19 protein-coding genes and 4 pseudogenes are annotated in these 21,476 nt (G+C 70.3%); 13 read left to right on the forward strand and 10 right to left on the reverse strand.

What is annotated here, in order from left to right:
* Positions 1-261: pseudogene (locus ACWD5D_RS25990) on the reverse strand (zinc-binding dehydrogenase); the annotation flags it as partial.
* Positions 262-361: 100 nt separating this feature from the next.
* Here ACWD5D_RS25990 and ACWD5D_RS25995 point away from each other — a divergent pair.
* Positions 362-1,327: a DMT family transporter gene (locus ACWD5D_RS25995; RefSeq protein WP_451375151.1), complete on the forward strand. Its 966-nt coding sequence runs from the start codon at positions 362-364 to the stop codon at positions 1,325-1,327.
* Here the strand turns inward: ACWD5D_RS25995 and ACWD5D_RS26000 are convergent.
* Positions 1,224-2,105 (reverse strand): annotated as a pseudogene (locus tag ACWD5D_RS26000) (LysR family transcriptional regulator); the annotation flags it as partial. The gene ACWD5D_RS25995 and the pseudogene ACWD5D_RS26000 sit on opposite strands and share 104 nt — an antisense overlap.
* A 6-nt stretch (positions 2,106-2,111) precedes the next feature.
* Positions 2,112-2,417: pseudogene (locus ACWD5D_RS26005) on the reverse strand (PLD nuclease N-terminal domain-containing protein); the annotation flags it as partial.
* A 165-nt stretch (positions 2,418-2,582) separates the two neighbouring features.
* On the opposite strand from ACWD5D_RS26005, the gene ACWD5D_RS26010 reads away from it, so the two are divergent.
* The 7 genes from ACWD5D_RS26010 to ACWD5D_RS26040 all read left to right on the forward strand — a co-directional run bounded on the left by ACWD5D_RS26010 (position 2,583) and on the right by ACWD5D_RS26040 (position 8,307).
* Positions 2,583-4,040 (forward strand): menaquinone biosynthesis decarboxylase, encoded by a 1,458-nt coding sequence (locus tag ACWD5D_RS26010; protein WP_451375152.1) that lies wholly within the window; start codon positions 2,583-2,585, stop codon positions 4,038-4,040.
* The gene (gene mqnP / locus ACWD5D_RS26015; protein ID WP_451375153.1) at positions 4,037-4,939 is read left to right on the forward strand and encodes a menaquinone biosynthesis prenyltransferase MqnP; all 903 of its coding nucleotides are present in this window, start codon (positions 4,037-4,039) and stop codon (positions 4,937-4,939) included. The genes ACWD5D_RS26010 and mqnP overlap by 4 nt, the downstream gene beginning before the upstream one ends.
* 70 nt (positions 4,940-5,009) lie before the next feature.
* On the forward strand, positions 5,010-5,702 hold the full coding sequence (locus ACWD5D_RS26020; RefSeq protein ID WP_451375154.1) for a UbiX family flavin prenyltransferase: 693 nt from the start codon (positions 5,010-5,012) through the stop codon (positions 5,700-5,702).
* 62 nt (positions 5,703-5,764) lie between these two features.
* A complete protein-coding gene (locus ACWD5D_RS26025) occupies positions 5,765-6,220 on the forward strand; it encodes an Lrp/AsnC family transcriptional regulator (RefSeq protein WP_393877371.1) in 456 nt (151 codons plus the stop codon).
* Positions 6,221-6,258: 38 nt separating this feature from the next.
* Entirely contained in the window at positions 6,259-7,422 is a 1,164-nt protein-coding gene (gene mqnE, locus ACWD5D_RS26030) for an aminofutalosine synthase MqnE (protein ID WP_451375155.1), read from the forward strand.
* A gap of 4 nt (positions 7,423-7,426) precedes the next feature.
* A complete protein-coding gene (locus ACWD5D_RS26035; protein ID WP_451375156.1) occupies positions 7,427-7,951 on the forward strand; it encodes an N-acetyltransferase family protein in 525 nt (174 codons plus the stop codon).
* An 86-nt stretch (positions 7,952-8,037) separates the two neighbouring features.
* A complete protein-coding gene (locus tag ACWD5D_RS26040; RefSeq protein WP_451375157.1) occupies positions 8,038-8,307 on the forward strand; it encodes a DUF4229 domain-containing protein in 270 nt (89 codons plus the stop codon).
* A gap of 60 nt (positions 8,308-8,367) precedes the next feature.
* On the opposite strand, the pseudogene ACWD5D_RS26045 reads toward ACWD5D_RS26040, so the two are convergent.
* Positions 8,368-8,622, reverse strand: a pseudogene (locus ACWD5D_RS26045) (hypothetical protein); the annotation flags it as partial.
* A 333-nt stretch (positions 8,623-8,955) separates the two neighbouring features.
* Between ACWD5D_RS26045 and ACWD5D_RS26050 the strand changes: the two are divergent.
* Positions 8,956-10,881 carry an AMP-dependent synthetase/ligase gene (locus ACWD5D_RS26050; protein WP_451375237.1) on the forward strand — a complete coding sequence of 642 codons (1,926 nt, stop codon included), beginning with the start codon at positions 8,956-8,958 and terminating at the stop codon, positions 10,879-10,881.
* Positions 10,882-10,899: 18 nt separating this feature from the next.
* On the opposite strand, the gene ACWD5D_RS26055 is transcribed toward ACWD5D_RS26050, so the two are convergent.
* Positions 10,900-11,373, reverse strand: a complete 474-nt coding sequence (locus tag ACWD5D_RS26055; RefSeq protein WP_451375158.1) for an ATP-binding protein — start codon at positions 11,371-11,373, stop codon at positions 10,900-10,902.
* Positions 11,374-11,480: 107 nt separating this feature from the next.
* Between ACWD5D_RS26055 and ACWD5D_RS26060 the strand changes: the two genes are divergently transcribed.
* Both ACWD5D_RS26060 and ACWD5D_RS26065 read left to right on the forward strand, forming a co-directional pair.
* Positions 11,481-12,344, forward strand: coding sequence for a helix-turn-helix domain-containing protein (locus tag ACWD5D_RS26060; RefSeq protein WP_451375159.1), 864 nt, complete (start codon positions 11,481-11,483; stop codon positions 12,342-12,344).
* Positions 12,341-12,622 (forward strand): DUF397 domain-containing protein, encoded by a 282-nt coding sequence (locus tag ACWD5D_RS26065; protein ID WP_451375160.1) that lies wholly within the window; start codon positions 12,341-12,343, stop codon positions 12,620-12,622. The genes ACWD5D_RS26060 and ACWD5D_RS26065 overlap by 4 nt, the downstream gene beginning before the upstream one ends.
* On the opposite strand, the gene ACWD5D_RS26070 is transcribed toward ACWD5D_RS26065, so the two are convergent.
* From ACWD5D_RS26070 to ACWD5D_RS26080, 3 genes are read right to left on the reverse strand one after another with little or no spacing between them, the layout of a single operon-like run.
* A complete protein-coding gene (locus ACWD5D_RS26070; RefSeq protein WP_451375161.1) occupies positions 12,581-13,231 on the reverse strand; it encodes a class I SAM-dependent DNA methyltransferase in 651 nt (216 codons plus the stop codon). The two genes, ACWD5D_RS26065 and ACWD5D_RS26070, sit on opposite strands and share 42 nt — an antisense overlap.
* A 43-nt stretch (positions 13,232-13,274) precedes the next feature.
* Complete coding sequence (locus ACWD5D_RS26075) at positions 13,275-13,589, reverse strand: AzlD domain-containing protein (RefSeq protein WP_451375162.1); 315 nt, start codon at positions 13,587-13,589, stop codon at positions 13,275-13,277.
* The gene (locus ACWD5D_RS26080) at positions 13,586-14,287 is read right to left on the reverse strand and encodes an AzlC family ABC transporter permease (protein ID WP_451375163.1); all 702 of its coding nucleotides are present in this window, start codon (positions 14,285-14,287) and stop codon (positions 13,586-13,588) included. Before ACWD5D_RS26080 ends, ACWD5D_RS26075 begins: the two co-directional genes overlap by 4 nt.
* A 78-nt stretch (positions 14,288-14,365) precedes the next feature.
* Here ACWD5D_RS26080 and ACWD5D_RS26085 point away from each other — a divergent pair, with 78 nt between their 5' ends.
* Positions 14,366-14,977: a helix-turn-helix domain-containing protein gene (locus ACWD5D_RS26085; RefSeq protein WP_451375164.1), complete on the forward strand. Its 612-nt coding sequence runs from the start codon at positions 14,366-14,368 to the stop codon at positions 14,975-14,977.
* A gap of 122 nt (positions 14,978-15,099) precedes the next feature.
* On the opposite strand, the gene ACWD5D_RS26090 is transcribed toward ACWD5D_RS26085, so the two are convergent.
* Positions 15,100-15,303, reverse strand: a complete 204-nt coding sequence (locus ACWD5D_RS26090; RefSeq protein ID WP_003998944.1) for a cold-shock protein — start codon at positions 15,301-15,303, stop codon at positions 15,100-15,102.
* Positions 15,304-15,590: 287 nt separating this feature from the next.
* On the opposite strand from ACWD5D_RS26090, the gene ACWD5D_RS26095 reads away from it, so the two are divergent.
* Entirely contained in the window at positions 15,591-16,439 is an 849-nt protein-coding gene (locus tag ACWD5D_RS26095) for a menaquinone biosynthetic enzyme MqnA/MqnD family protein (RefSeq protein WP_451375165.1), read from the forward strand.
* A 208-nt stretch (positions 16,440-16,647) separates the two neighbouring features.
* Here ACWD5D_RS26095 and ACWD5D_RS26100 read toward each other — a convergent pair whose 3' ends face one another.
* Positions 16,648-21,219, reverse strand: a complete 4,572-nt coding sequence (locus tag ACWD5D_RS26100; protein WP_451375166.1) for an FtsK/SpoIIIE domain-containing protein — start codon at positions 21,217-21,219, stop codon at positions 16,648-16,650.
* Positions 21,220-21,476 lie beyond the last annotated feature (257 nt).

Genomic DNA, 21,476 nt, shown 5'->3' on the forward strand with positions numbered 1-21,476 from the left:
CTACGCGCCCACCCGCAGCAGCAGCTTCCCGGTGCTCGTGCGGGTGCCCATCAGTCGGTGGGCCTCCGCGGCGTCCTCCAGCGGGAACTCGGCGGTCACCGGCAGGGACACCGTGCCGTCGAGCGCCTTGGCGAAGGCCTGCTCGGTGAGCCGGCGCAGCTCGGCCGGTGCCGTCGTGGCGAGGGTGAGGATGGAGAATCCGGAGACGGAGACGCCGAGGGGGTAGAGCTCCGGCTGGCCCACGGTCCACGGCGCGGCGGAACGCCTGAACTGCGGTCATCGGCCGCGCCGATACCCCCATCGGCAGCACCCCTCGCTGGCTCGTGGACCGGGGGAGCCCGCCCTTCGTAGCGTCGACGCCATGACACCGGAAAACAGGGGCACGGCCCAGCTGACCACCGCGATGATGCTCTCCGGCACCCTCGGCGTCTTCGTCGTCGAGTCCGGGGCGCCGCCCTTCGACGTCGTCTTCTTCCGCGTCCTGTTCGGCGCCCTCGCCCTCGGCGGCTACGTCGTCGCCCGGGGCTGGCTGCGCGACCACGGCTTCACCCCGCGCACGCTCGGACTCGCCGTCCTGGGCGGGGTGTTCATCGTCTTCAACTGGGTGCTGCTCTTCCAGTCGTACGAGAACACGTCCATCTCGGTCGCCACGGTGGTCTACCACACGCAGCCCTTCTACGTGGTCCTGCTCGGCGCCCTGCTGTTCCGGGAGCGGCTCACCGCCGCGAGGGTGGGCTGGATCGTGGTCGCGTTCGCCGGGCTGATCCTCGTCTCCGGCGTGACTCCGGCCGACTTCACCGGAGGCGGCACATACCTCACCGGCATCGGCCAGGCCCTGCTCGCCGCCCTCCTCTACGGCCTGTCCACGCTGGTCACCAAGCGGATCACCGGGGTGCGCCCGCACCTGATCGCCCTGGTCCAGGTCCTGGTCGGCATCCCGCTGCTGCTGCCCTTCGCCGACTTCGGCGCCATGCGGGGCACGGGCTGGGACTGGGGCTGGCTGGTCGGACTCGGCCTCGTGCACACCGGCGTGATGTACGTCCTGATGTACGCCGCCTACGCCCAGCTCCCGACCGCGAAGATCGCCGTCCTCGCCTTCGTCTACCCGGCGGTCGCGATGCTCATGGACTGGATGGTGTACGGCCACCACATCGGCCTCGTCCAGGCCCTCGGCGTCCCGCTGATCGTGACGGCGAGCCTGAAGGTCACGCTGGCCCGGACCGCCCGCTCTGCTCCGCGACGAGTTGCCGGGCCCGCTCCACGAACAGCCGCGCATGCGCCGGAAGCCGCTTCCCGGCCCGCCACGCCAGCTGCGTGCGAAGCGTGAACGGCGGCTCCCAGCCAAGGCGTACGAGAGAGCCCTCCGCGAGTTCGGCGGCGACCGTCACCTCGGGCAGCAGCGTGATCCCGAGGCCGGCCGCCGCCGCGCGCTTGGTCGCCTCGATGGTGCCGAACTCCATGAACGCCACCGGCTTCAGTGCCGTCAACTCCCGCTCGAACAGGTCCCGGTAGGCGCAGCCGGGCTCGGTGGCGAGCAGGGACTGCCCGGTCAGCTCGGCCGTCGCGACCGGCCGCCCGGCCAGGGCGTGTCCGGGGGCCGCGACCAGCGCCAGCGGCTCCACCGCCAGCACCGCGCTCTCCAGCCCCGGGTGCTCGGTCTCCTCCTCCATCAGGAACCCGACGTCGTACGTGCCCTGCCGCAGCGCCTGCCGCGTCTCGTCGCCGATGGTGGTGCGCAGCGCGAGCCGCACCTTGGGGTGGCGGTGGTGGAAGTACTCCAGCAGCGGGGGCAGCCGGTAGGAGGTCAGGGACTCCATGGTGCCGACGGTCAGCGTCCCGGACGGCTCCTCCGGCTCGGTGACCGCCGCCCGCGCCTCCTCGGCCAGCTCGATGATCTGCCGGGCGTACGGCAGCAGCCGCTCGCCCGCCTCGGTGAGCCTGATCCGGCTGCCGAGCCGGTCGAACAGCTCCACGCCCAGGTCGGACTCCAGCGCCCGGATCTGGCTGGTCACACTGGACTGCGCGTACGACAACTCGGCCGCGGCCCGCGTGAAACTCAGCACGGTGGCGACCTTCTGGAAGGTGACGAGCAGCCTCAGTTCCATGTGTCAGTCGCTCTTCGGGTCGTCCTTGTCGAGGGATTTGAGGAACTCGGGGTTGTCGTCGGGGGCGACCCAGGTGGCGGCGGTGTTGCGGTGCCACTCGAAAGGAGTGGAGCCCGTCTCGGGGGCGCGCCGCACCTTGCCGGTGACCAGCCAGGCGACCGGGCCCACCAGCACTTCGCCGAAGAGCAGGATGATGATCACCCACACCACCTTCGGCAGGTGCCGCACCTCTTCCTCAGGGGTGTTCAGACAGTCCACGAAGGCGTAGATCCACAACGCCAGGACCATAAGAAACGGCAGATATCTGAGCATGAAGCGCAAATCCCCCGACAACCGAGACGATCCTGACGACTCGGCAAGGCTAGCGGTAACTCCCCAGGGGCGCGGGGAACTGCGCGACCAGCCCCCACAGACCCGCACCCGGCAACGGCCAGCCCACCCACGGCGCGAATCCGTCCGTCGGCGATACTTGGCCCCATGGCTTACGACGATCTTCGCTCCCTGCTGCGCGCACTGGAGCGCGAGGGAGACCTCAAGCGCATCAAGGCCGAGGTCGACCCGTACCTGGAGGTCGGGGAGATCGTCGACCGGGTCCAGAAGTCCGGCGGACCCGCGCTGCTCTTCGAGAACGTGAAGGGCTCGGCGATGCCCCTCGCGATGAACGTCTTCGGCACCGACCGCCGCCTGCTGAAGGCGCTGGGCCTGAAGTCGTACGGCGAGATCTCCGAGAAGATCGGCGGGCTGCTGCGGCCCGAGCTGCCGCACGGCTTCGTCGGTGTGCGCGAGGCGTTCGGGAAGCTCGGCGCGATGGCGCACGTGCCGCCGAAGAAGGTGAAGGCCGACAGCGCCCCCGTGCAGGAGGTCGTCCTGCGCGGCGACGAGGTGGACCTGGACAAGCTGCCCGCCCTGTTCACCTGGCCGAAGGACGGCGGCTCCTTCTTCAACCTCGGGCTCACCCACACCAAGGACCCCGAGACCGGCATCCGCAACCTGGGCCTGTACCGGCTCCAGCGCCACGACCGGCGCACGATCGGCATGCACTGGCAGATCCACAAGGACAGCCGCAACCACTACCAGGTCGCCGCGCGCCGTGGTGAGCGCCTGCCCGTCGCCATCGCCTTCGGCTGCCCGCCCGCCGTCACCTACGCCTCCACCGCCCCGCTCCCCGGCGACATCGACGAGTACCTGTTCGCCGGGTTCCTCGCGGGCAAGCGGATCGAGATGGTCGACTGCAAGACCGTCCCGCTCCAGGTGCCGGCGAACGCCGAGGTCGTCCTGGAGGGCTGGCTGGAGCCGGGCGAGATGCTGCCGGAGGGCCCCTTCGGCGACCACACCGGCTTCTACACCCCGCAGGAGCCGTTCCCGGCCCTGACGATCGACTGCGTGACCATGCGGAAGCGGCCGCTGCTCCAGTCGATCGTGGTCGGCCGCCCGCCCACGGAGGACGGCCCCCTCGGCCGTGCCACGGAACGCTTCTTCCTGCCCCTGCTGAAGATCATCGTCCCGGACATCGTGGACTACCACCTGCCCGAGGCCGGCGGCTTCCACAACTGTGCGATCGTCTCGATCGACAAGAAGTACCCGAAGCACGCCCAGAAGGTCATGCACGCGATCTGGGGGGCCCACATGATGTCCCTCACGAAGCTGATCGTGGTCGTGGACTCCGACTGCGACGTCCACGACCTGCACGAGGTCGCCTGGCGGGCCCTCGGCAACACGGACTACGCCCGCGACCTGACCGTCGTGGAAGGCCCCGTCGACCATCTCGACCATGCCTCCTACCAGCAGTTCTGGGGCGGCAAGGCGGGCATCGACGCCACGAAGAAGTGGCCGGAGGAGGGCTACACCCGCGACGGCGGGTGGCCGGACATGGTCCTGTCGGACCCGGATACGGCGGCCCTGGTGGACCGCCGCTGGAAGGAGTACGGCCTGTGAGCAGCGCCTCCGCGGCACTCCCGCGGCCGGGACGCACCAAGGCGTTCCTGCGCCTGGTGATGATCGAGCACTCGGTCTTCGCGCTCCCCTTCGCCTACATCGCCGCGCTGACCGCGATGTTCCAGTGGGACAAGAACATCCACTGGGGCCGGCTGCTGCTGGTGACGATCTGCATGGTCGGCCTGCGCACCTTCGCGATGGCGGTCAACCGGATCATCGACCGCGAGATCGACGCCCGTAACCCCCGCACCGCCCACCGCGAGCTCGTCACCGGCGCGATGTCGGTGCGGCACGCCTGGACGGGCGCCCTGATCGCCCTGGTGGTCTTCCTGGGCGCCGCGGCCCTCCTCAACCCGCTCTGCCTGGCCCTGGCCCCCATCGCGGTGATCCCGATGGTGGTCTACCCCTACGGCAAGCGGTTCACGAACTTCCCGCAGGCCATCCTGGGCCTGGCCCAGGCGATGGGCCCGGTCGGCGGCTGGCTCGCCATCTCCGGCTCGTGGTCCTGGGACGCGGTGATCCTCGGCCTCGCCGTCGGCATCTGGATCGGCGGCTTCGACCTGATCTACGCCTGCCAGGACGTCGAGACCGACCGCGAGATCGGCGTCATGTCGGTCCCGGCCCGCTTCGGCATCCCGGCCGCGATCTGGGGCGCCCGCGTCTGCCACGCGATCACCACGGCCCTGTTCGTCTGGTACGCCCTCACCACCCACGCCGGCGCGTTCTTCTGGCTGGGCCTGGCCGTCGTCGCCGGCGCCTTCGTCTACGAGCACACCATCGTCCGCCCGCACGACCTGTCCCGTGTGAACCGCGCGTTCTTCTCGGTCAACGGATTCATCGGCATTGCCCTGTTCGTGTGCGCGCTGCTCGATCTCCTCGTTCGGGGTCTGACCGTCTGACGTCGGATGCGGCGGCGCCAAGTGACCGACCCGGCCTGAGCACCCCCCGACCCGCCGGTACGCTCAAGGTGTGAACGCAGGAGAAACGCAGCGCGCGCCTTGGATCGTGGGGGTGTCCGGAGCTTCCGGGACACCGTATGCGGCTGCCGTGCTGCGCGCGCTGCTGGACGCCGGTGAGGCGGTGGACCTGGTGGTCAGCCGGGCCTCGCGGCTGACGCTGCTGGACGAGACGGGCATCTCGTTCCGGGACGCGCACTGGCAGGAGGACCTGCGGGAATGGCTGACCCTGGGCGCCGACGGCAAGCCCGGGACCTTCGCCGTGGACATCGGCGGGGTGCGGTACTGGAGCGCGGGGGATCTCGCGGCCGGGCCGTCCTCGGGGTCGTACCCGGCGAAGGGAATGCTCATCGTCCCGGCCTCCACGGCCGCTGTCGCCGGTGTCGCCCTGGGGCTGTCCAAGGACCTGCTCCAGCGCGCGGCGAGCGTGACACTGAAGGAACGCCGGCCGCTGGTCGTGGCCGTACGGGAGGCCCCGCTGAACGGGCAGACCCTGCGGCACCTGGTGGCGCTGGACGACGCCGGTGCGAGCGTGGTCCCGGCCTCGCCGGCCTTCTACGCGGGCGCCACCCACATCCAGGACCTGGTGGACTTCGTCGCCGGGCGGGTGCTGGACGCGGCGGGCGTCGGGCACGGCCTGTACCGGCGCTGGAAGGGCGAACTGGGCGGCGGTGCCGGCGCGGCCGGCGGTACGTCGGCCCGGTAGCCGGGCACGGCGCAGTACCTCTCATTCACTTCGAGAACTCTTCAGCGGAAGGCTTCGATCGCATGGACGCGGTGGACAGGCAGCTCATCCAGGCCCTGAGGGAGAACGGCCGGGCCTCGTACGCGGAGCTGGGGCGCCTCGTCGGCCTGTCGGGCCCCAGCGTCACCGACCGCATCAACCGGCTGGAGGCGGCCGGTGTCATCACCGGCTACCGGGCCACGGTGAACGCGGCCTCCCTCGGCCTCGGCGTGACCGCCCTGATCGGCATCTCGCTGTCCGACGCCGCCGACCACGAGGACGTGGCCCAGCGGCTCAAGGACCTGCCGGAGATCGAGGACTGCTGGTTCATCGCCGGCGACGACTCGTTCATGCTCAAGGTGCGGGCGGCGGACGTGGACGGCCTGGAGCGGATCATCCGGCGCCTCAGCGGGACCAAGGGGGTGTCCCGGACCCGTACCACCATCGTGCTGTCGACGAAGTGGGAGAACCGGGTCGGGGAACTCCCCGAAGAGGTGTAGGGATACCGTTGGTCGGGCTGTCGGAGAAAGGTGTAAGCATGGACGTCGGGCTCAAGCGCGAGCTGGAGGAGAAGGTCCGCTCCGGTGAGCGGCTGACTCGTGAGGACGGCATCGCGCTGTACGAGTCGGACGACCTGGCGTGGCTGGGCGGTCTCGCCCACGAGGTGCGGACGCGTAAGAACGGCGACGTCGTGCACTTCAACGTCAACCGGCACCTCAACATGACGAACGTGTGCACGGCGTCCTGCGCCTACTGCTCGTTCCAGCGCAAGCCGGGCGAGAAGGACGCGTACACGATGCGCATCGAGGAGGCGGTGAAGCTCGCCAAGGCGATGGAGTCGGAGAACCTCACCGAGCTGCACATCGTCAACGGCCTGCACCCGAACCTGCCGTGGCGCTACTACCCGCGCTCGCTGCGGGAGTTGAAGGCCGCCCTTCCGCACGTCTCCCTCAAGGCCTTCACGGCCACGGAGATCCACCACTTCGAGACCATCTCCGGGCTCTCCGCCTCCGAGATCCTCGACGAGCTGATCGACGCCGGCCTGGAGTCCCTCACCGGCGGCGGCGCGGAGATCTTCGACTGGGAGGTCCGCCAGCACATCGTGGACCACCGGACCCACTGGGAGGACTGGTCCCGCATCCACCGCCTGGCGCACGAGAAGGGTCTGAAGACCCCGGCCACCATGCTGTACGGCCACATCGAGGAGCCGCGCCACCGCGTGGACCACGTGCTGCGGCTGCGTGAGCTGCAGGACGAGACCGGCGGCTTCCAGGTCTTCATCCCGCTGCGCTACCAGCACGACTTCGTGGACATGAAGGACGGCAAGGTCCGCAACAAGCTCCAGGCCCGTACGACCATGGCGACCGGCGCGGAGGCACTCAAGACCTTCGCCGTCTCCCGGCTGCTGTTCGACAACGTCCCGCACGTGAAGGTCTTCTGGGTGATGCACGGCGTGCAGACCGCCCAGCTCGCCCTCCAGCACGGCGCCGACGACATGGACGGCTCGGTCGTCGAGTACAAGATCACGCACGACGCGGACAACTACGGCACCCCGAACAAGCTGACCCGCGAGGACCTGCTGGACCTGATCCGCGACGCCGGCTTCCGCCCGGTCGAGCGGAACACCCGCTACGAGATCATCCGCGAGTACGACGGCCCGGACCCGCTGCGCCGGGAGTCGCCGCAGCCGATGCGGGTGTGACCGCGTGGCGCTGACCTTCGAGCTGGACCCGGCGGTCTCGCCTGCCCTGAGGGACGATCTGCTCACGTTGTGGACGGACGTCTCGAACGCGGGCGGCTCCGTCGGGTTCGTGCCGCCGGTGACGGCGCAGGACATACGCCCGGAGCTGGTCAAGCACTTCGTGGCCATGGTCGAGGGCCGCGCCCGGCTGCTGGTCGGCCGGGACGGGACGGGAGCGGTCGCGGCGACCGCGTTCCTCACGCACAACACGCACCGGCTGATGAAGCACTGGCTGTGGCTGTACACGGTGATGGTGCACCCCCGCCACCAGGGCAAGGGCTACGGCCGCGACCTGCTGGCCGCCGCCGAGGACGCGGCCCGCGGCTTCGAGGGCATCGAGGCGATACGGCTCACCTGCCGGGGCGGCCTCGGCCTGGAGCGGTTCTACGGCTCCTGCGGCTACAAGGAGGTCGGCCGGGTACCGGGTGCGATCCGGGTCGCACCCGGCGACGACCGGGACGACATCTTCATGCTGCTGCCGCTGCACTGACCCCGCACCGACCCGCCTGCAAGATCCGGTTTGCACCGTGCTTCACTGGACGGTGCCCCTTTTTGGAATCGGAAGAGTGGATTGAGATGCTCCGCTACACGCTGATGCGCCTCGGTGTCTTCGCCGGCTGCTTCGTGGTCGTCTGGGGAGCCGTCTACTCCGGCATCGTCCCGCGCGGTTTCGGCGGCTCCAACTTCCTGTGGGTCCTGCTTCTCTCGCTGATCCTCTCGGCGCCGATCAGCTTCGTGGTCCTGCGTAAGGAGCGGGACCGGGCGTCCGCGCAGATCGTGAACCGGGTCGACCGGATGAAGGCCAACCTGGAGGCCAACCGCAGCCAGGAAGACGTGACGCAGTAAGGGGCCCTCTCCGGCACCGGGTGCGGGTACGTACCCAAGGGGCGCGGGGAACTGCGCGAAGAATCCGAGGACGTGCGGATACGTGACGGGGAGGACGCCCCCGCTCCCACCTCCGCCCCCAGCCGGGTCCGCCGTGAAGCCGCAGACCCGTTCGTACGCCGTCAGCCGCGCGGAGTCGACACGCAGGCCGGGCAGGACGAGGCGGGTGCACGGGAAGTCCGTTGCGGGGGAGGGGCGTTTGAAGGGGGAGCGCAGGGCGCCGGCGGTCAGCAGCGGGGCGAGCGCGGGCGCGGAGGTGAGCGTGACGACGGCCATGTGCGACTCCCGCGCGAGTGGGTGCAATTTGTTTACCGTGGAGTAAAGTTACCGGTGGTAAGCCCGTGCTGATGCGGTGGAACGGAGCCGCCCTCACGAAAACTCCGAGGCTGCACACCCCCGGCGCCGGAACACCGCCGAACCCGCACGAGCTCACCACAACGGCCTCGTACGATCACCTGGCTAACCGGCGGTAACTCGCCCCAAGGTCCGCCCACGGTGAACGCCTCGGTGTGCGAGGCACGTACGTCATGCAGCAAGCAGTCCGCCGCTGCACGCCACAGGAGCCGCCCCGTGTCGACCTCTTACCCGAGCGCCCCCATCTCCCCCGGCATGCCCGTCACGGCCACCGACTACGACGGCCGGCCCGTCCTGGTGGAGCCCCTGGTCCAGCGGCTGAACGGGACCGTGCGCGAGGCGTACGTCCCGCCGTTCACGCCCCCGGTGCGGCACGGCTCGCTCGCGGAACTGCCGTTCGACAACGCGGAGGCCGATCCCGGCGCGGTGGTGATCAGCCGCAAGGGGGCCGACGGCCGCTGGGGGGACGTGACGGCGGCGGAGTTCGCCGCCGAGGTGCTGGCCGTGGCCAAGGGGCTGATCGCGGCCGGGCTGGTGTCCGGCGACCGGATCGCCGTCATGGCCCGCACCACGTACGAGTGGACACTGCTGGACTTCGCGGCGTGGGCGGCCGGCCTCGTCACCGTGCCCGTCTATCCCACCGCCTCGCTCTTCCAGAGCCGCTGGATCCTGCACGACTCCGGCGCCGTCGCCCTGGTCACCGAGACCGAGGAGCAGGCCGCCGAGATCGGCCCCGAGATGCAGCACCTGCCCCACCTCAAGCACCTGTGGGCGATGGACCAGGGACATGTGCGGCAGCTCGCCCAGGTCGGCGAGCCCGTACCGGAGAGCGAGGTCGCCGTGCGCCGGGGCATGCTGAGCCCCGACACCCTCGCCACGCTCATCTACACCTCGGGCACCACCGGCCGCCCCAAGGGCTGCGCCCTCTCCCACGGCAACTTCTTCGCCGAGGTCGACAACGCCATCGAACTCCTCCACCCGGTCTTCAAGGCGAAGTCCGGCGACGAGATGTCGGTGCTGCTGTTCCTGCCGATGTCCCACGTCTTCGGCCGCATGGTGGCGATCGCGTGCATCCGGGCGCGGGTACGGCTCGGGCACGCGCCGAGCCTGGACGCCGGCGAACTGCTCCCGGACCTGGCCGCGTTCCGCCCGACCTGCCTGCTCACCATCCCGTACATGCTGGAGAAGGTCTTCAACTCGGCCCGCGCGAAAGCCGAGTCGAGCGGCAAGGTCTCCACCTTCGACCGCGCCGCGGCCACGGCCGTCCGCTACGGCGAGGCGCTGGAGGCCCAGCAGACCGGCACCGGGAGCGGCCCCGGCGCCTCCCTGAAGGCGGCCCGCTCCCTCTACGACCCGCTCGTCTACCGGCGCATCCGCAACGCCATGGGCGGCAAGGTCCGCTACGCCATCAGCGGCGGATCCCCGCTCGGCCGCCGCCTGGGCGCCTTCTACGCCGGCGCCGGCATCGAGATCTTCGAGGGCTACGGCCTGACCGAGACCACCGCCGCCAGCACGGTCACCCCGCCCCTCAAGCCCCGCCTCGGCACGGTCGGCTGGCCCATGCCCGGCACCCGGGTACGGATCGCTGCGGACGGCGAGATCCTGGTCGCCGGGGACCACGTCATGCGCGGCTACTGGGACCCGGGGGCCGGCGGCGTCGTCCCCGCCACCCGCGACGGCTGGCTGCACACCGGCGACCTCGGCACGCTCGACGACGACGGCTACCTGACCATCACCGGCCGCAAGAAGGAACTGCTGATCACGGCGGGCGGCAAGTCGGTGGCCCCGGCGCCGCTGGAGAACTGGCTGCGCCAGCACCCGCTGATCTCCCAGTGCATGCTCGTCGGCGACGGCCGCCCCTACATCGCCGCCCTCTTCACCCTCGACCCGGACGGCATCACCCACTGGCGCCGGATGAACGGCAAGCACCCGGTCCCGCCGGAACTGCTCCTCGGAGACCGCGAGTTGGAGGCGATCCTCCAGCATGTCGTGGACGAGGCCAACCAGCTCGTCTCCCGCCCCGAGTCCATCCGCCGCTTCGCCGTCCTGCCCACCGACTTCACCGAGACGGCAGGACACCTGACCCCCTCGATGAAGCTGCGCAGGGAGAAGATCATGCAGGACTTCGCCGCTCAGGTGGAGGCCCTGTACGAGGGCAGCAACCAGGGGCCGCGGCTCTAGCGGCCCCCGGGGGCGCGCTCAGTCCTCCCGCGCGCGCGTTGGCGGACACGGCCGCCCAGTGCCGCGCCCGCCGCCGAGCGAGACCTCCGCCCACACCGTCTTGCCGACGTCCCGCTCCACCAGCCCCCACCGCGACGCCAGCACCTGCACCAGCACGAGCCCCCGCCCGCACTCGTCCTCCAGCGCCCCGTCGAGGAACCGGAGCGTACGGTCACCCCGCGCGTCGCTCACCTCGATACGCACGGTGTCCCGCGGGCGCAGCAGCAGCAACCGCAGCTCGAAGTCCCGTCCGGGCACGCGACCGTGGGTGACCGCGTTCGCCGCCAGCTCGGCCACGACGTGTTGCACGGTGTCGTTCGGGTCCCCGGCATGCGGGTAACCCCAGGTGGCGAGCCAGTTCGCGGCCAGTCGGCGGGCCAGCCGGGCACCGCGCGGGGTGGCGCTGAGCCGCTGGACGAATTCGATGAGGGGGGTGGAGATTTCCAGATTCACATCACCGAGCGTGGTGGGTTCTCCCTACCCTGACCAGGGGAGACCCCGCGACTGTACGTAGTCGTACGGGTGCGGTTCGTTTGCAGTACGAGTCGTCGGAGGGTGGCGTGACGGAGGAACAGGAACGCAGGCCGGAGACACCGGCCGAGGCGAACGGCTCGGTGGCGGTGTTCGTCGTCCTGGGCAGGCAGTTGAAGCTGCTGCGGGAACGGGCGGGTCTCGGCCAGCGGGAGTTCGGCGCGCTGCTGGGCTACGGCCCCGATCTGATCTCCGCGGTGGAGCGGGGGGTACGGACACCGAGGCCGGAGTTCCTGGAGAAGGCGGACGAACTGCTGGACGCGCAGGGCTTGTTCAAGGAGGTCATCCCGCAGGTCGAGGAGGCGATGAGCAGGGCGCGGACGCGGCATCCGGAGTGGTATCGGAGTTATGCGGGGCTGGAGGCGGAGGCGGTCTCCCTGTACGACTACAGCACCATGGGCGTCCTCGGGCTGCTCCAGACCGAGGAATACTCCCGTGCTGTGTTCACCCAACGGCATCCTCCTCTGGACGAGGAGACGATCGAGAAGCGAGTGGCCGACCGGCTCTCACGCCAGCACGTCTTCGAGCAATGGCCTCCGCCGGAGTTCAGCTTCATCATGGAACAGGCAGTGCTGGAGCGGCCGATCGGCGGGCCCGAGGTACACAGGGGCCAGCTGCGCCAGCTGATGCGGATCGGGCGCATGCGGAATGTCCACTTGCAGGTCATGCCGACGGCCCGATACGAACACCCCTCGCTCGGTGGCTCGTTCACCTTGCTTGCTCCGAAGGGGAAGGAGCAGGTTGCGTACATGGAGATTCAGGGACACCCCAAGCTCATCACTGACCGGGAACAAGTCCGCATCCTCACTGGTCGCTATGGGATCATCCGGGCTCAGGCTCTCAACCCACACGAGTCCCTGGACCTGATCGAGAAGATGCTGGAAAAGCGATGACCATAGAGCAGTTGAGCTGGTTCAAGTCGAGCTACAGCAGTGGCGAGGGCGGGCAATGCGTCGAACTCGCCTACATCTGGCGGAAGTCCAGCTACAGCGACGGCGAAGGCGGCCAGTGTGTGGAGGTTGCCGCCCACCCCACCGCCATCCACATCCGCGACTCCAAGCAACCCCCCACCGCCCCCCACCTCACCCTCTCCCCCTCGACTTGGTCCGCCTTCCTCGCGGAGCGCCTCTCAGACGGGCCGGTGGGCGAAGAGGAAGGCCTGCGGGGTTGATTCCCCGAGCTGCTCATCCGCGGCGCGGACCGTGCGTGAGCCGAGGGTGAAGCCGGCGGCCGTGAGGAGCGGTACCAGCTGTTCGGGACGGCGCCGGATGAAGTCGAGGGTCACCGGGTGACCCCACGGCTGCTCGTGGCGCCGGGGTACGTCCCCGACCTGGAAACCGAGCAGCAGATGGCCGCCCGGAGCCAGCACGCGGTGGAACTCGGCGAACACTGCGGGCAGTTCCTCGTCCGGGGTGTGGATCGTGGAGTACCAGGAGACGACCCCGGCCAGCGCCCCGTCCGGCAGGTCCAGGTCCAGCATGGAGCCCTGCACGAACTGAATACCCGGCTGCTCACGGCGGGCGATCTTCAGCATGGACGTGGAGAGGTCGACGCCGTGGACGTCCAGGCCGAGGGAGGCGAGGTGGCCGGTGGTCCGCCCCGGCCCGCAGCCGAGATCGGCCACTTTCCCGTCCCGCCCCACGAGTTCGGCGTAGGCGGCGAGGAGGGCCCGGTCCAGCGGCCTGCCGGAGAGGTCGTCCGGGAACCGGTCGGCGTAGTCGTCGGCGATGGCGTCGTAGAAGGTGCGGGTGGCGGTGAGGAAGTCACGGGCGTCGGTCATGGGGAGGGACCGTAGCCGGGAGCACTGACAACGCCCGGCCCCCTTACGACAGTCCCGCCACCCTCAGCAGCGCCGTCGTAGCCGCCGCGCCCACGACTACCACGGCGAACGGCGCCCGCCGCCAGGCCAGCACCGCGCCGACCAGCACCCCGGCCGGCCGCGCCCACCCCGCGAAACCCCCGCCTTGGGTCAGCGCCCCGGTGGCCAGCAGGGCGACGAGCAGGACGACCGCCCCGGCGGAGGTCAGTTCCTGCACGCGGGCCGGTATCTCCACGCGCCCGTGCAGCACCGGCCCCACCAGCCGGAAGGCGTACGTGCCGAGGGCGAGGGCGAGGATCACGACGACGGTGGCGTTCACGCGGCGGCCCCCCGGGGTCCTCGGCGGTGCAGGAACAGCCCGGCCAGAGCGACCAGCACGGGCACCCCGGCCGGTACGGCGGGCGTCACGGCGAGGGCGAGCGCCGCGCCCACCAGCGCGCACCTGCGCACCACCGCGTCCGCGCGCAGCGCGGGCAGTACCAGGGCCACGAGGACGGCGGGGAAGGCCGCGTCCAGGCCGTAGCGGGCGGTGTCACCCAGTGCGCCCCCGGCGAGCGCGCCGGCCAGCACACCGAGGTTCCACACGCCGAACAGACCCAGCCCGGAGATCCAGAACGCCCGGCGCTGCCGTACCGGGTCGCTCTGGGCGAGGGCGAAGGCGACCGTCTCGTCGGTGACCAGATGCGCGCCCAGAAAACGGGTCGTCCGACTGGTACCAATGAGGTCCGCCACCGCCAGACTGAAGGCCGCCGTACGGGTGTTCAGGAGCAGCCCGGTGGCCACGGCGGCCCACGGCCCGCCCCCGGCGAGCAGCACGCCGACCGCGCTGAACTGGGCCGATCCGGCGTACACCACGAGCGACATCAGCACCGGCACCCACATCGGCAGCCCGCCGGCGACGGAGACGGCGCCGAAGGAGACACCGACGATGCCGCTGGCCAGCCAGACGAGCGAGCTGTCCCGGATCAGGGCGTGGTCATCGGGTGTACGGGGTGGTGTTCGGAGTGGCGAACGCATGTTTTTTATACTGGACAGCAGTAAGTTTGTTCGTCAAGACGAACGATCGTACCGATGAAGCGAACGGGAGCGCACGACATGTCCGAGGCATCGCCCGAAGGGGCGCCCGAGGTGTCGGCCGAGACGCCGTCCGGGCCGCCCGCCCGGTTCCCGATGGAGTGGATCGCCGCGTCCCTCAAGCGCGAGCGCACCCGCACCGGGCTGTCGCTGTCCGAGCTGGCCAAGCGCGCGGGCATCGCGAAGTCCACGCTGTCGCAGCTGGAGGCGGCGAGCGGGAACCCGTCGATGGAGACGATCTGGGCGCTGGCGGTGGCCCTCGGGGTGCCTTTCAGTGCACTCGTCGAGCCGCCCAGCCCCGCCGTCCAGGTCATCAGGGCGGGCGAGGGCCCCACGGTGCATTCCGACCGGTCCAGCTACCTGGCCTCGCTGCTGTCGGCGAGCCCGCCGGGAGTGCGCCGGGACATTTACTACGTGTGGCTGGAGCCGGGAACCGTCCGGGATTCCGATCCGCACATTCCGGGAACCACCGAACACATCGTGGTCACCGAGGGGAAAATGAAGGCCGGCCCGCGCGGAGAAGGCGTCGAGCTGGGCCCCGGGGACTACATGTCGTACCGCGGAGATGTGCCGCACGCGTACGAGGCGCTCGCCGCCGGAACGAAGTTCGTCCTGGTCATGCAGCACATGTGAACACGTGCGAACTCGCGCGCCGTCATATGAACGGGAAATGAACGGAAAAAGGCAGGAGCCCCGTTGCCTTGCGGCGCGGGGCTCCTTGGGTACTGCACTCAGGTTCTGCGATCAGGCAGAGATCAGACGGGGGTGACGTTCTCCGCCTGCGGACCCTTCGGGCCCTGCGTCACGTCGAAGCTCACGGCCTGGTTCTCCTCGAGGGAGCGGAAGCCGCTGGCGTTGATCGCGGAGTAGTGAACGAAGACGTCGGGGCCGCCGCCCTCCTGGGCGATGAAGCCAAAGCCCTTTTCGGCGTTGAACCACTTAACGGTTCCGGTAGCCATAAGCCCTCCTTGGGCTCAAAAGGGTTGCCCTGCTCCAGAACCTGCACGTGCGAAACGGTGCTGCACAATTGCATTCGTCTGAAAACGACGAGAGCCCGCGGTCACATGCTCCGCAGGCTCTGTACTGCAAGGGAAACCAAACTGCAACTTGCGGTGAGCTTAGCACGCAGGCAGCCGGAAGCAATAGGGGCCAAGATCACGTCACCCGAATGTTTGAACCACCGGATGGGTGTGCTGACGAAGGGGTCGGTCCCAGGACCGTACCGCATGGGGTCTAGTCTCGCGATGTGGACAATTCCCGCACCCGGCCGCGCGTCGGCCACATCCAGTTCCTGAACTGCCTGCCCCTCTACTGGGGGCTCGCGAGAACGGGCACGCTCCTCGACTTCGAGCTCACGAAGGACACCCCTGAGAAGCTCAGCGAGCAGCTCGTGCGCGGCGATCTCGACATCGGCCCGATCACTCTTGTCGAGTTCCTGCGCAACGCGGACGACCTGGTGGCCTTCCCGGACATCGCCGTCGGCTGCGACGGCCCCGTGATGTCCTGCGTGATCGTCTCGCAGGTTCCCCTCGACCGGCTCGACGGCGCCCGTGTCGCCCTCGGCTCCACCTCGCGCACCTCGGTCCGCCTTGCCCAGCTCCTGCTGGCCGAGCGGTACGGCGTCCGGCCCGACTACTACAGCTGCCCGCCCGACCTCGGCCTGATGATGCAGGAGGCCGACGCCGCCGTCCTCATCGGCGACGCCGCCCTGCGCGCCAACCTCCACTACGGCCCCAAGCTCGGCCTGGACGTGCACGACCTCGGCGCCCTGTGGAAGGAGTGGACCGGCCTGCCCTTCGTCTTCGCGGTCTGGGCCGCCCGCCGCGACTACCTGGAACGCGAGCCCGAGGTCACCCGCCAGGTCCACGAGGCCTTCCTCGAATCCCGCAACCTCTCCCTGGAAGAGGTCTCCAAGGTCGCCGAACAGGCCTCCCGCTGGGAGGCCTTCGACGAGGCCACCCTGGAGCAGTACTTCACCACCCTCGACTTCAGCTTCGGCGCCCCCCAGCTGGCGGCGGTCACCGAGTTCGCCCGCCGGGTGGGTCCGACGACGGGCTTCCCGGCGGATGTGACGGTGGATCTGCTGCGGCCGTAGGGCCGCTTCGGCAGCCCCTCGGAGCCCACGAGCCGGCCGCCGCCGGGCCCCACCGGCCCTTCGGCCGGCCGGGCTCCGGCGGCTCCGGCGGCACCGGTGGCTCCTGCGGCACCGGCGGTTCGGCCGCGGGAAAGCCGGTGGCCGCGCCGCCGGGACTCGGGGGCGAGGAACCCCCGAGCTCGCCGAACCGCAGTTGCCGGCGCCTGCGCTACTGCGGTGTCGTCACCGTGATGTGGTCGCCGCCGCCGAGGTGCAGCATGCCCTTGCCCGGAGTGATCGGGCCGCCGACCATGCTGCGGGTCGTACGGATGCCGATGAGCTCGCCCGAGCCCGACTCCTGCGGGGACAGCAGGATGCCGCGGCGGGCCTTCTTGGCGTCGACCTGCCAGCCGGAGAAGCCGGAGCAGATCTCGTCCTCGTCACCCGCGACGACCAGGGCGAGCCCCTCCTCGTTGCCGCGTTCGACGATCCGCTTGAGCACGTCCTCGGCGTCGCAGTCCTCCAGTACCTCGGCATCGTCGACGAGGACGACGACGGGCTCCTCGGACGTCGCCGAGCCGATGACTTCCTCCAGCTCGTCCTCGTCGATGTCGCGGCCGGTGAAGACCTTCAACACGCCGTTCTGTCCCTCGAGCTCGCGCAGCGGGGACGGACGTGGCGCCGCGACGACCAGCCGTACGCCCTGCGCGAGGAAGGAGCGCGCGATGCTCGAAAGCACCGTGCTGCGGCCGGACTTGGCTGGGCCGCCCACGACGAACGCCGGGACGCCCTCCGCGAGATCGGGGCCGAACGCGGTGAGCTCGTCGCCGCCCACGCCCACCAGGGCCCACAGCGGGGAGGACGCGGTCTCCGGGGTGCGCATCGCCCACGCGTCCTCGAAGGAGATCCGGTTCGGCAGCACGTCGACCCGGAACGGCCTACGGGAGCGCGGTACCTCGGCGTCCCGTGCCGTCGCCGCGTCGCCGATCGCCAGCAGCGCGGCTGCCTGGCCCTGACCGGTGGTGTCCTCGGCGAGCAGGGCGAACTGTGTCTCGGCGGCGGTCTCGGCGCGGAAGGCACGGCCCGGCGGGATCTCCTCGGGCACCTTGCGCGCGTTGATGTCCAGCATCGAGAAGTCGCCGCGGTCGGCGAGCCGGAGACCGTACTTGTCCTCGGTGAGCGAGGAGATACGGCCCGCCAGGAGCTGCCGGTCACCGGTGATGACGACATGGAGGCCGACGCTCGCGCCCTCGCGCATCAGCGCCAGGATCTGGTCGGTCAGGTCACCGTGGTTGTGCTCTCCGAGGGTGGGCAACCACCCTTCCCAGCGGTCGAGCAGCAGCACGATGTGCGGCAGCCGCTCGTCCTGCGAGGCCGAGGACCGCTGTTCGCCGATGTCGGCGAAGCCCTTCTCGGCAAGGACTTCCTGGCGCCGGGTCAGTTCCCCGGAGAGCCGGCCCATGAGCCGCTCGACCCGCTCCAGCTGGTTGCGGCCGACGACCGCACCGCAGTGCGGCAGCCGGGTCAGCGCGTTCAGGGCGCCGTTGCCGCAGTCGATGCCGTACAGGTGCACGTCCGCACAGGAGTTGGTGCGTGCCAGCGAGCCGGCGATGGTGCGCAGCACCTGCGACCGGCCGGTGCGCGGGGCACCGGCGAGGAGGAGGTGCCCGAACGTGGCGAAGTCGACGGCCACCGGGCGACGGGCCTGGTCGGCAGGAAGGTCCTCGACACCGTACGGGGCCGCGGGCAGCGCACCCTGAGCGCTGATCGCCGGGATCTCGTCGAGGAGGAGGGTGTCCTCCAGCGCGGGCAGCCACGGGGAGTGCTGCGCCGGGATGCCCAGTGCCCGGTTCGCCTCCCCGACGGCGTCGACCAGCACCTTCAGGTCGGTGATCTCGTCGTCCTCGCGGACTTCGGCCTTCGGCTTGCGCAGCGCGGCACGGCCCAGGTCCTGCCAGGTCAGCGGGGCCGCCCAGGGCGCGAGGGTCTGCGGGTCGGCCGCGCCGGGCCGCCGGCCACCGACCCGGCCGGACTGGAAGGGGATCAGAGAGGCATGGCCCAACCGGACGTACGCCCGCCCCGGTGTGTTCTTGGAGATGTGTCCGGCGTCGGGCGCGTCGATGACGTCGGTGGACTCGCCGGCATCCGTGACGCGCAGCGCGATGCGCAGGTTCGTGTTGGCCCGGATCTCGGGCGAGACGACACCGCTCGGCCGCTGCGTGGCGAGCAGCAGATGGATTCCGAGCGAACGGCCGCGTTGGGCGATGTTGACCAGGCCGGTGACGAAGTCGGGCAGGTCGCGGACCATGGACGCGAACTCGTCGATGACGATGAGGAGCCGGGGGACGGGTGCGTGCGAGGGATCCCTGCGCAGGAGGTCCTGGTAGTCCTCGATGTCCTTCGTGCCGGCAGCGGCCAGGATGTGCTCGCGCCGCTTCAGCTCGGCGCCCAGCGACTCCAGGGCGCGCTCCACCAGGTGGGCGTCGAGGTCCGTCACCATGCCGACCGTGTGCGGGAGTTCGACACAGTCCTTGAACGCCGACCCACCCTTGTAGTCGACGAGGACGAACGTCATGTTCTCCGGGGTGTTGGCCACGGCCAGCGAGGCCACGATGGTCTGCAGCAGTTCCGACTTGCCGGAACCGGTCGTACCGGCGATCAGGCCGTGCGGGCCGTCCTTGCGCATGTCGATGCCGAACGGGCCGTCGTACGACTCACCGATGACGGCGAGCGTCGACTGCCCGCCCAACCGCCACCTGGCGGCGATCGAGTCGCGGGTCGGCGGTTCCAGCTGGAGCACGTCGAGCAGTCGACTCGATCCGGGCAGCGCCGAGTCCTCGCTCTCGCCACTGATGTCCCGCAGCGGGGCCAGCGCACGAGCCAGCCGGGCGCACCAGGCGGGGGAGACGAAGTCCGGCCGTACGTTCCGCTTGCGCAGCGCCCCGCTCTGCTCGACCCGCAGCCGCAACTCTGGCTCCTCCTGGACCTGTTCCACCGGCTGGGCGGCCTGGTGCCACGCCTGGAACGACGGGAAGCCGCCGGCGGGCTGGACCGCCGCCGGGACGACGGCGGGGGCGGCCTCGGTATGCCGGGGCTCGGCGACGACCACGCCCTGGCACTCGCCGGGCAGGAACCGCTCCTCCTCGTCCAGGCAGATCGAGTGGATGGCGACGCCCGGACCCTCGCGCAGCAGCCGTACGACACCCGGCATCGACCGCAGCCGCCGGGAACCGTCCCAGACGACGACGATGTCCGGGTCGGCGAAGGCGGGCCCGTCCACTTTGACGCGCCCGCCCTGCTGGAGTGCCTTCTGGCGGGCGTCGAGCAGCTGGGTCAGTTCGCCGATGCGCGCGCCGACGGTCTCGGAGTCGGTGCCTATGAGGACGTTGACGTCCTGGCCCCCGGTCGGGCGCGCGTGCGGCAGCCAGCGCACCCAGTCCCAGCGGGTGCCGGCGTCGTTGTCGGTCAGGACATAGAACTGCACGTCCAACGGACTGTGCAGGACGGCGGTCTGGGCGATCACCCATCGGCCCAGCGACTGCGCGGAGTCTCCGGGTCCGGCCACGCCGACGACACCGAGGTCCCGCAGCGACAGCGCCACCGGGGCGTCCTCGATGTACCAGCGGACCTTGCGCTTGTGCTCGTCCTGCCGCGGGTCGTCCAGCTCCACCTCGGAGGGCAGGTGTCCGGTACCGAAACGCAGCAGCAGATGGTCGGCGTCGGTACGCCGACGCTCCCACAGCCGGGTGCGCGGCCCCGTGCCGAGGGCGAGAACGGCGGCCGGGTCGGGGACCGCCTGCCTCCGGTCCGATCGCTCGGTGGCCAGTGCTTCCCGGGCGTCCTTCTCGATCCGTTCCTTGTGTTCCTTGTACTCTTTGACCTGCTTGGCGTGCGACTTCCGGCCGTGCTTCTTGTCCATGAAGTAGTTGCCGAAGAGCATGAGCGGGCTCAACAGCGCCATGATCAGGTAGTACCAGCGGCCGAACATCAGCACCGACACGGCGGCGCCGCCGAGCGGCAGCAGCGCCATCAGCCAGGGCAGGGGACGGGCCTCGTAGTCGCCGGGCGGGTTGGGCAGCGAGAAGTGCGTCTGGCGGTCGGCCGGGCGCAGCCGCGGAGGTCGGTTGTAGTCGAGCCCGATGCCGTCGTCGGACCACTTCAGGGCCGCGTTGGGCGGGGTGTAACCGATGATCTCCAGCAGGGTGTTGCCGAGGGCCAGCTGCGCGCCCAGCGGCCACTCGCCGCCGCTGAACTCATCGCCGTCCAGGCGGACGGTGCCCTCGGCGCCGTGGAGTGTGACCTGGCAGGCGCCGTCGATGGCGATGGCCAGGGAGGCGGCACGCGCCGGAAGTTCGGGATCCTCGACGCGCAGATGCGCCGCCGGACCACTGCCGATGTCGTACTTCCCCACGCCGAGCCGGTGCACGGCTCCGGCAGCGGGACCGCCGACCACGCGGAACTCCACGATGCCGGTGGGCTCGCCGAACAGACACCCGGCAGGGTCGTGCAGGCTGACGACGGCTCCGTCACGCAGCGGAGACCCGACAACGGTCGCGTGTGGATCGAGGGGGTACCCGTCGACGTAGGCGAGCGGTCCGGTGGGGGACGCGACGCCGCCCTCGCGATGCGTCCCTATGGGGATGATCTGCGCAATGTCGCCGTCACCCGGACCGCTGCGGATACCGACCTGCCGGCCCAGCTCTCGGACGATGTCGCCGACCGTGGACTCCGGATCGGCGTCGAGTACCACGTCGACGCTGGTGCCGCCGACCGGATCGGCGACGGTCAGACTCAGGCGCACGTTCGTCCTCCTCGTACGGCCGCGGCCGCCCCCGGAACGCGGAAAACACTGGTAACACTCAACGGTGGGATCGACCTTAGCCGTCCCGGCTTTGCCGTCGGCAATGGGAGGCTCACCGGTTCACCGATCCGTATCTGAGGGACTCCTGCGGCCACTGGGTTCGCACCCGTAGGATCTTTGCTCATGCGGACGGCCGGACCGCAAGGCCGCCGGTCCGAGCGCGCCGCGGGGGAGGTCCCTGCGGCAACGCACAACGG

The organism is Streptomyces sp. NPDC002520, assembly GCF_053595235.1.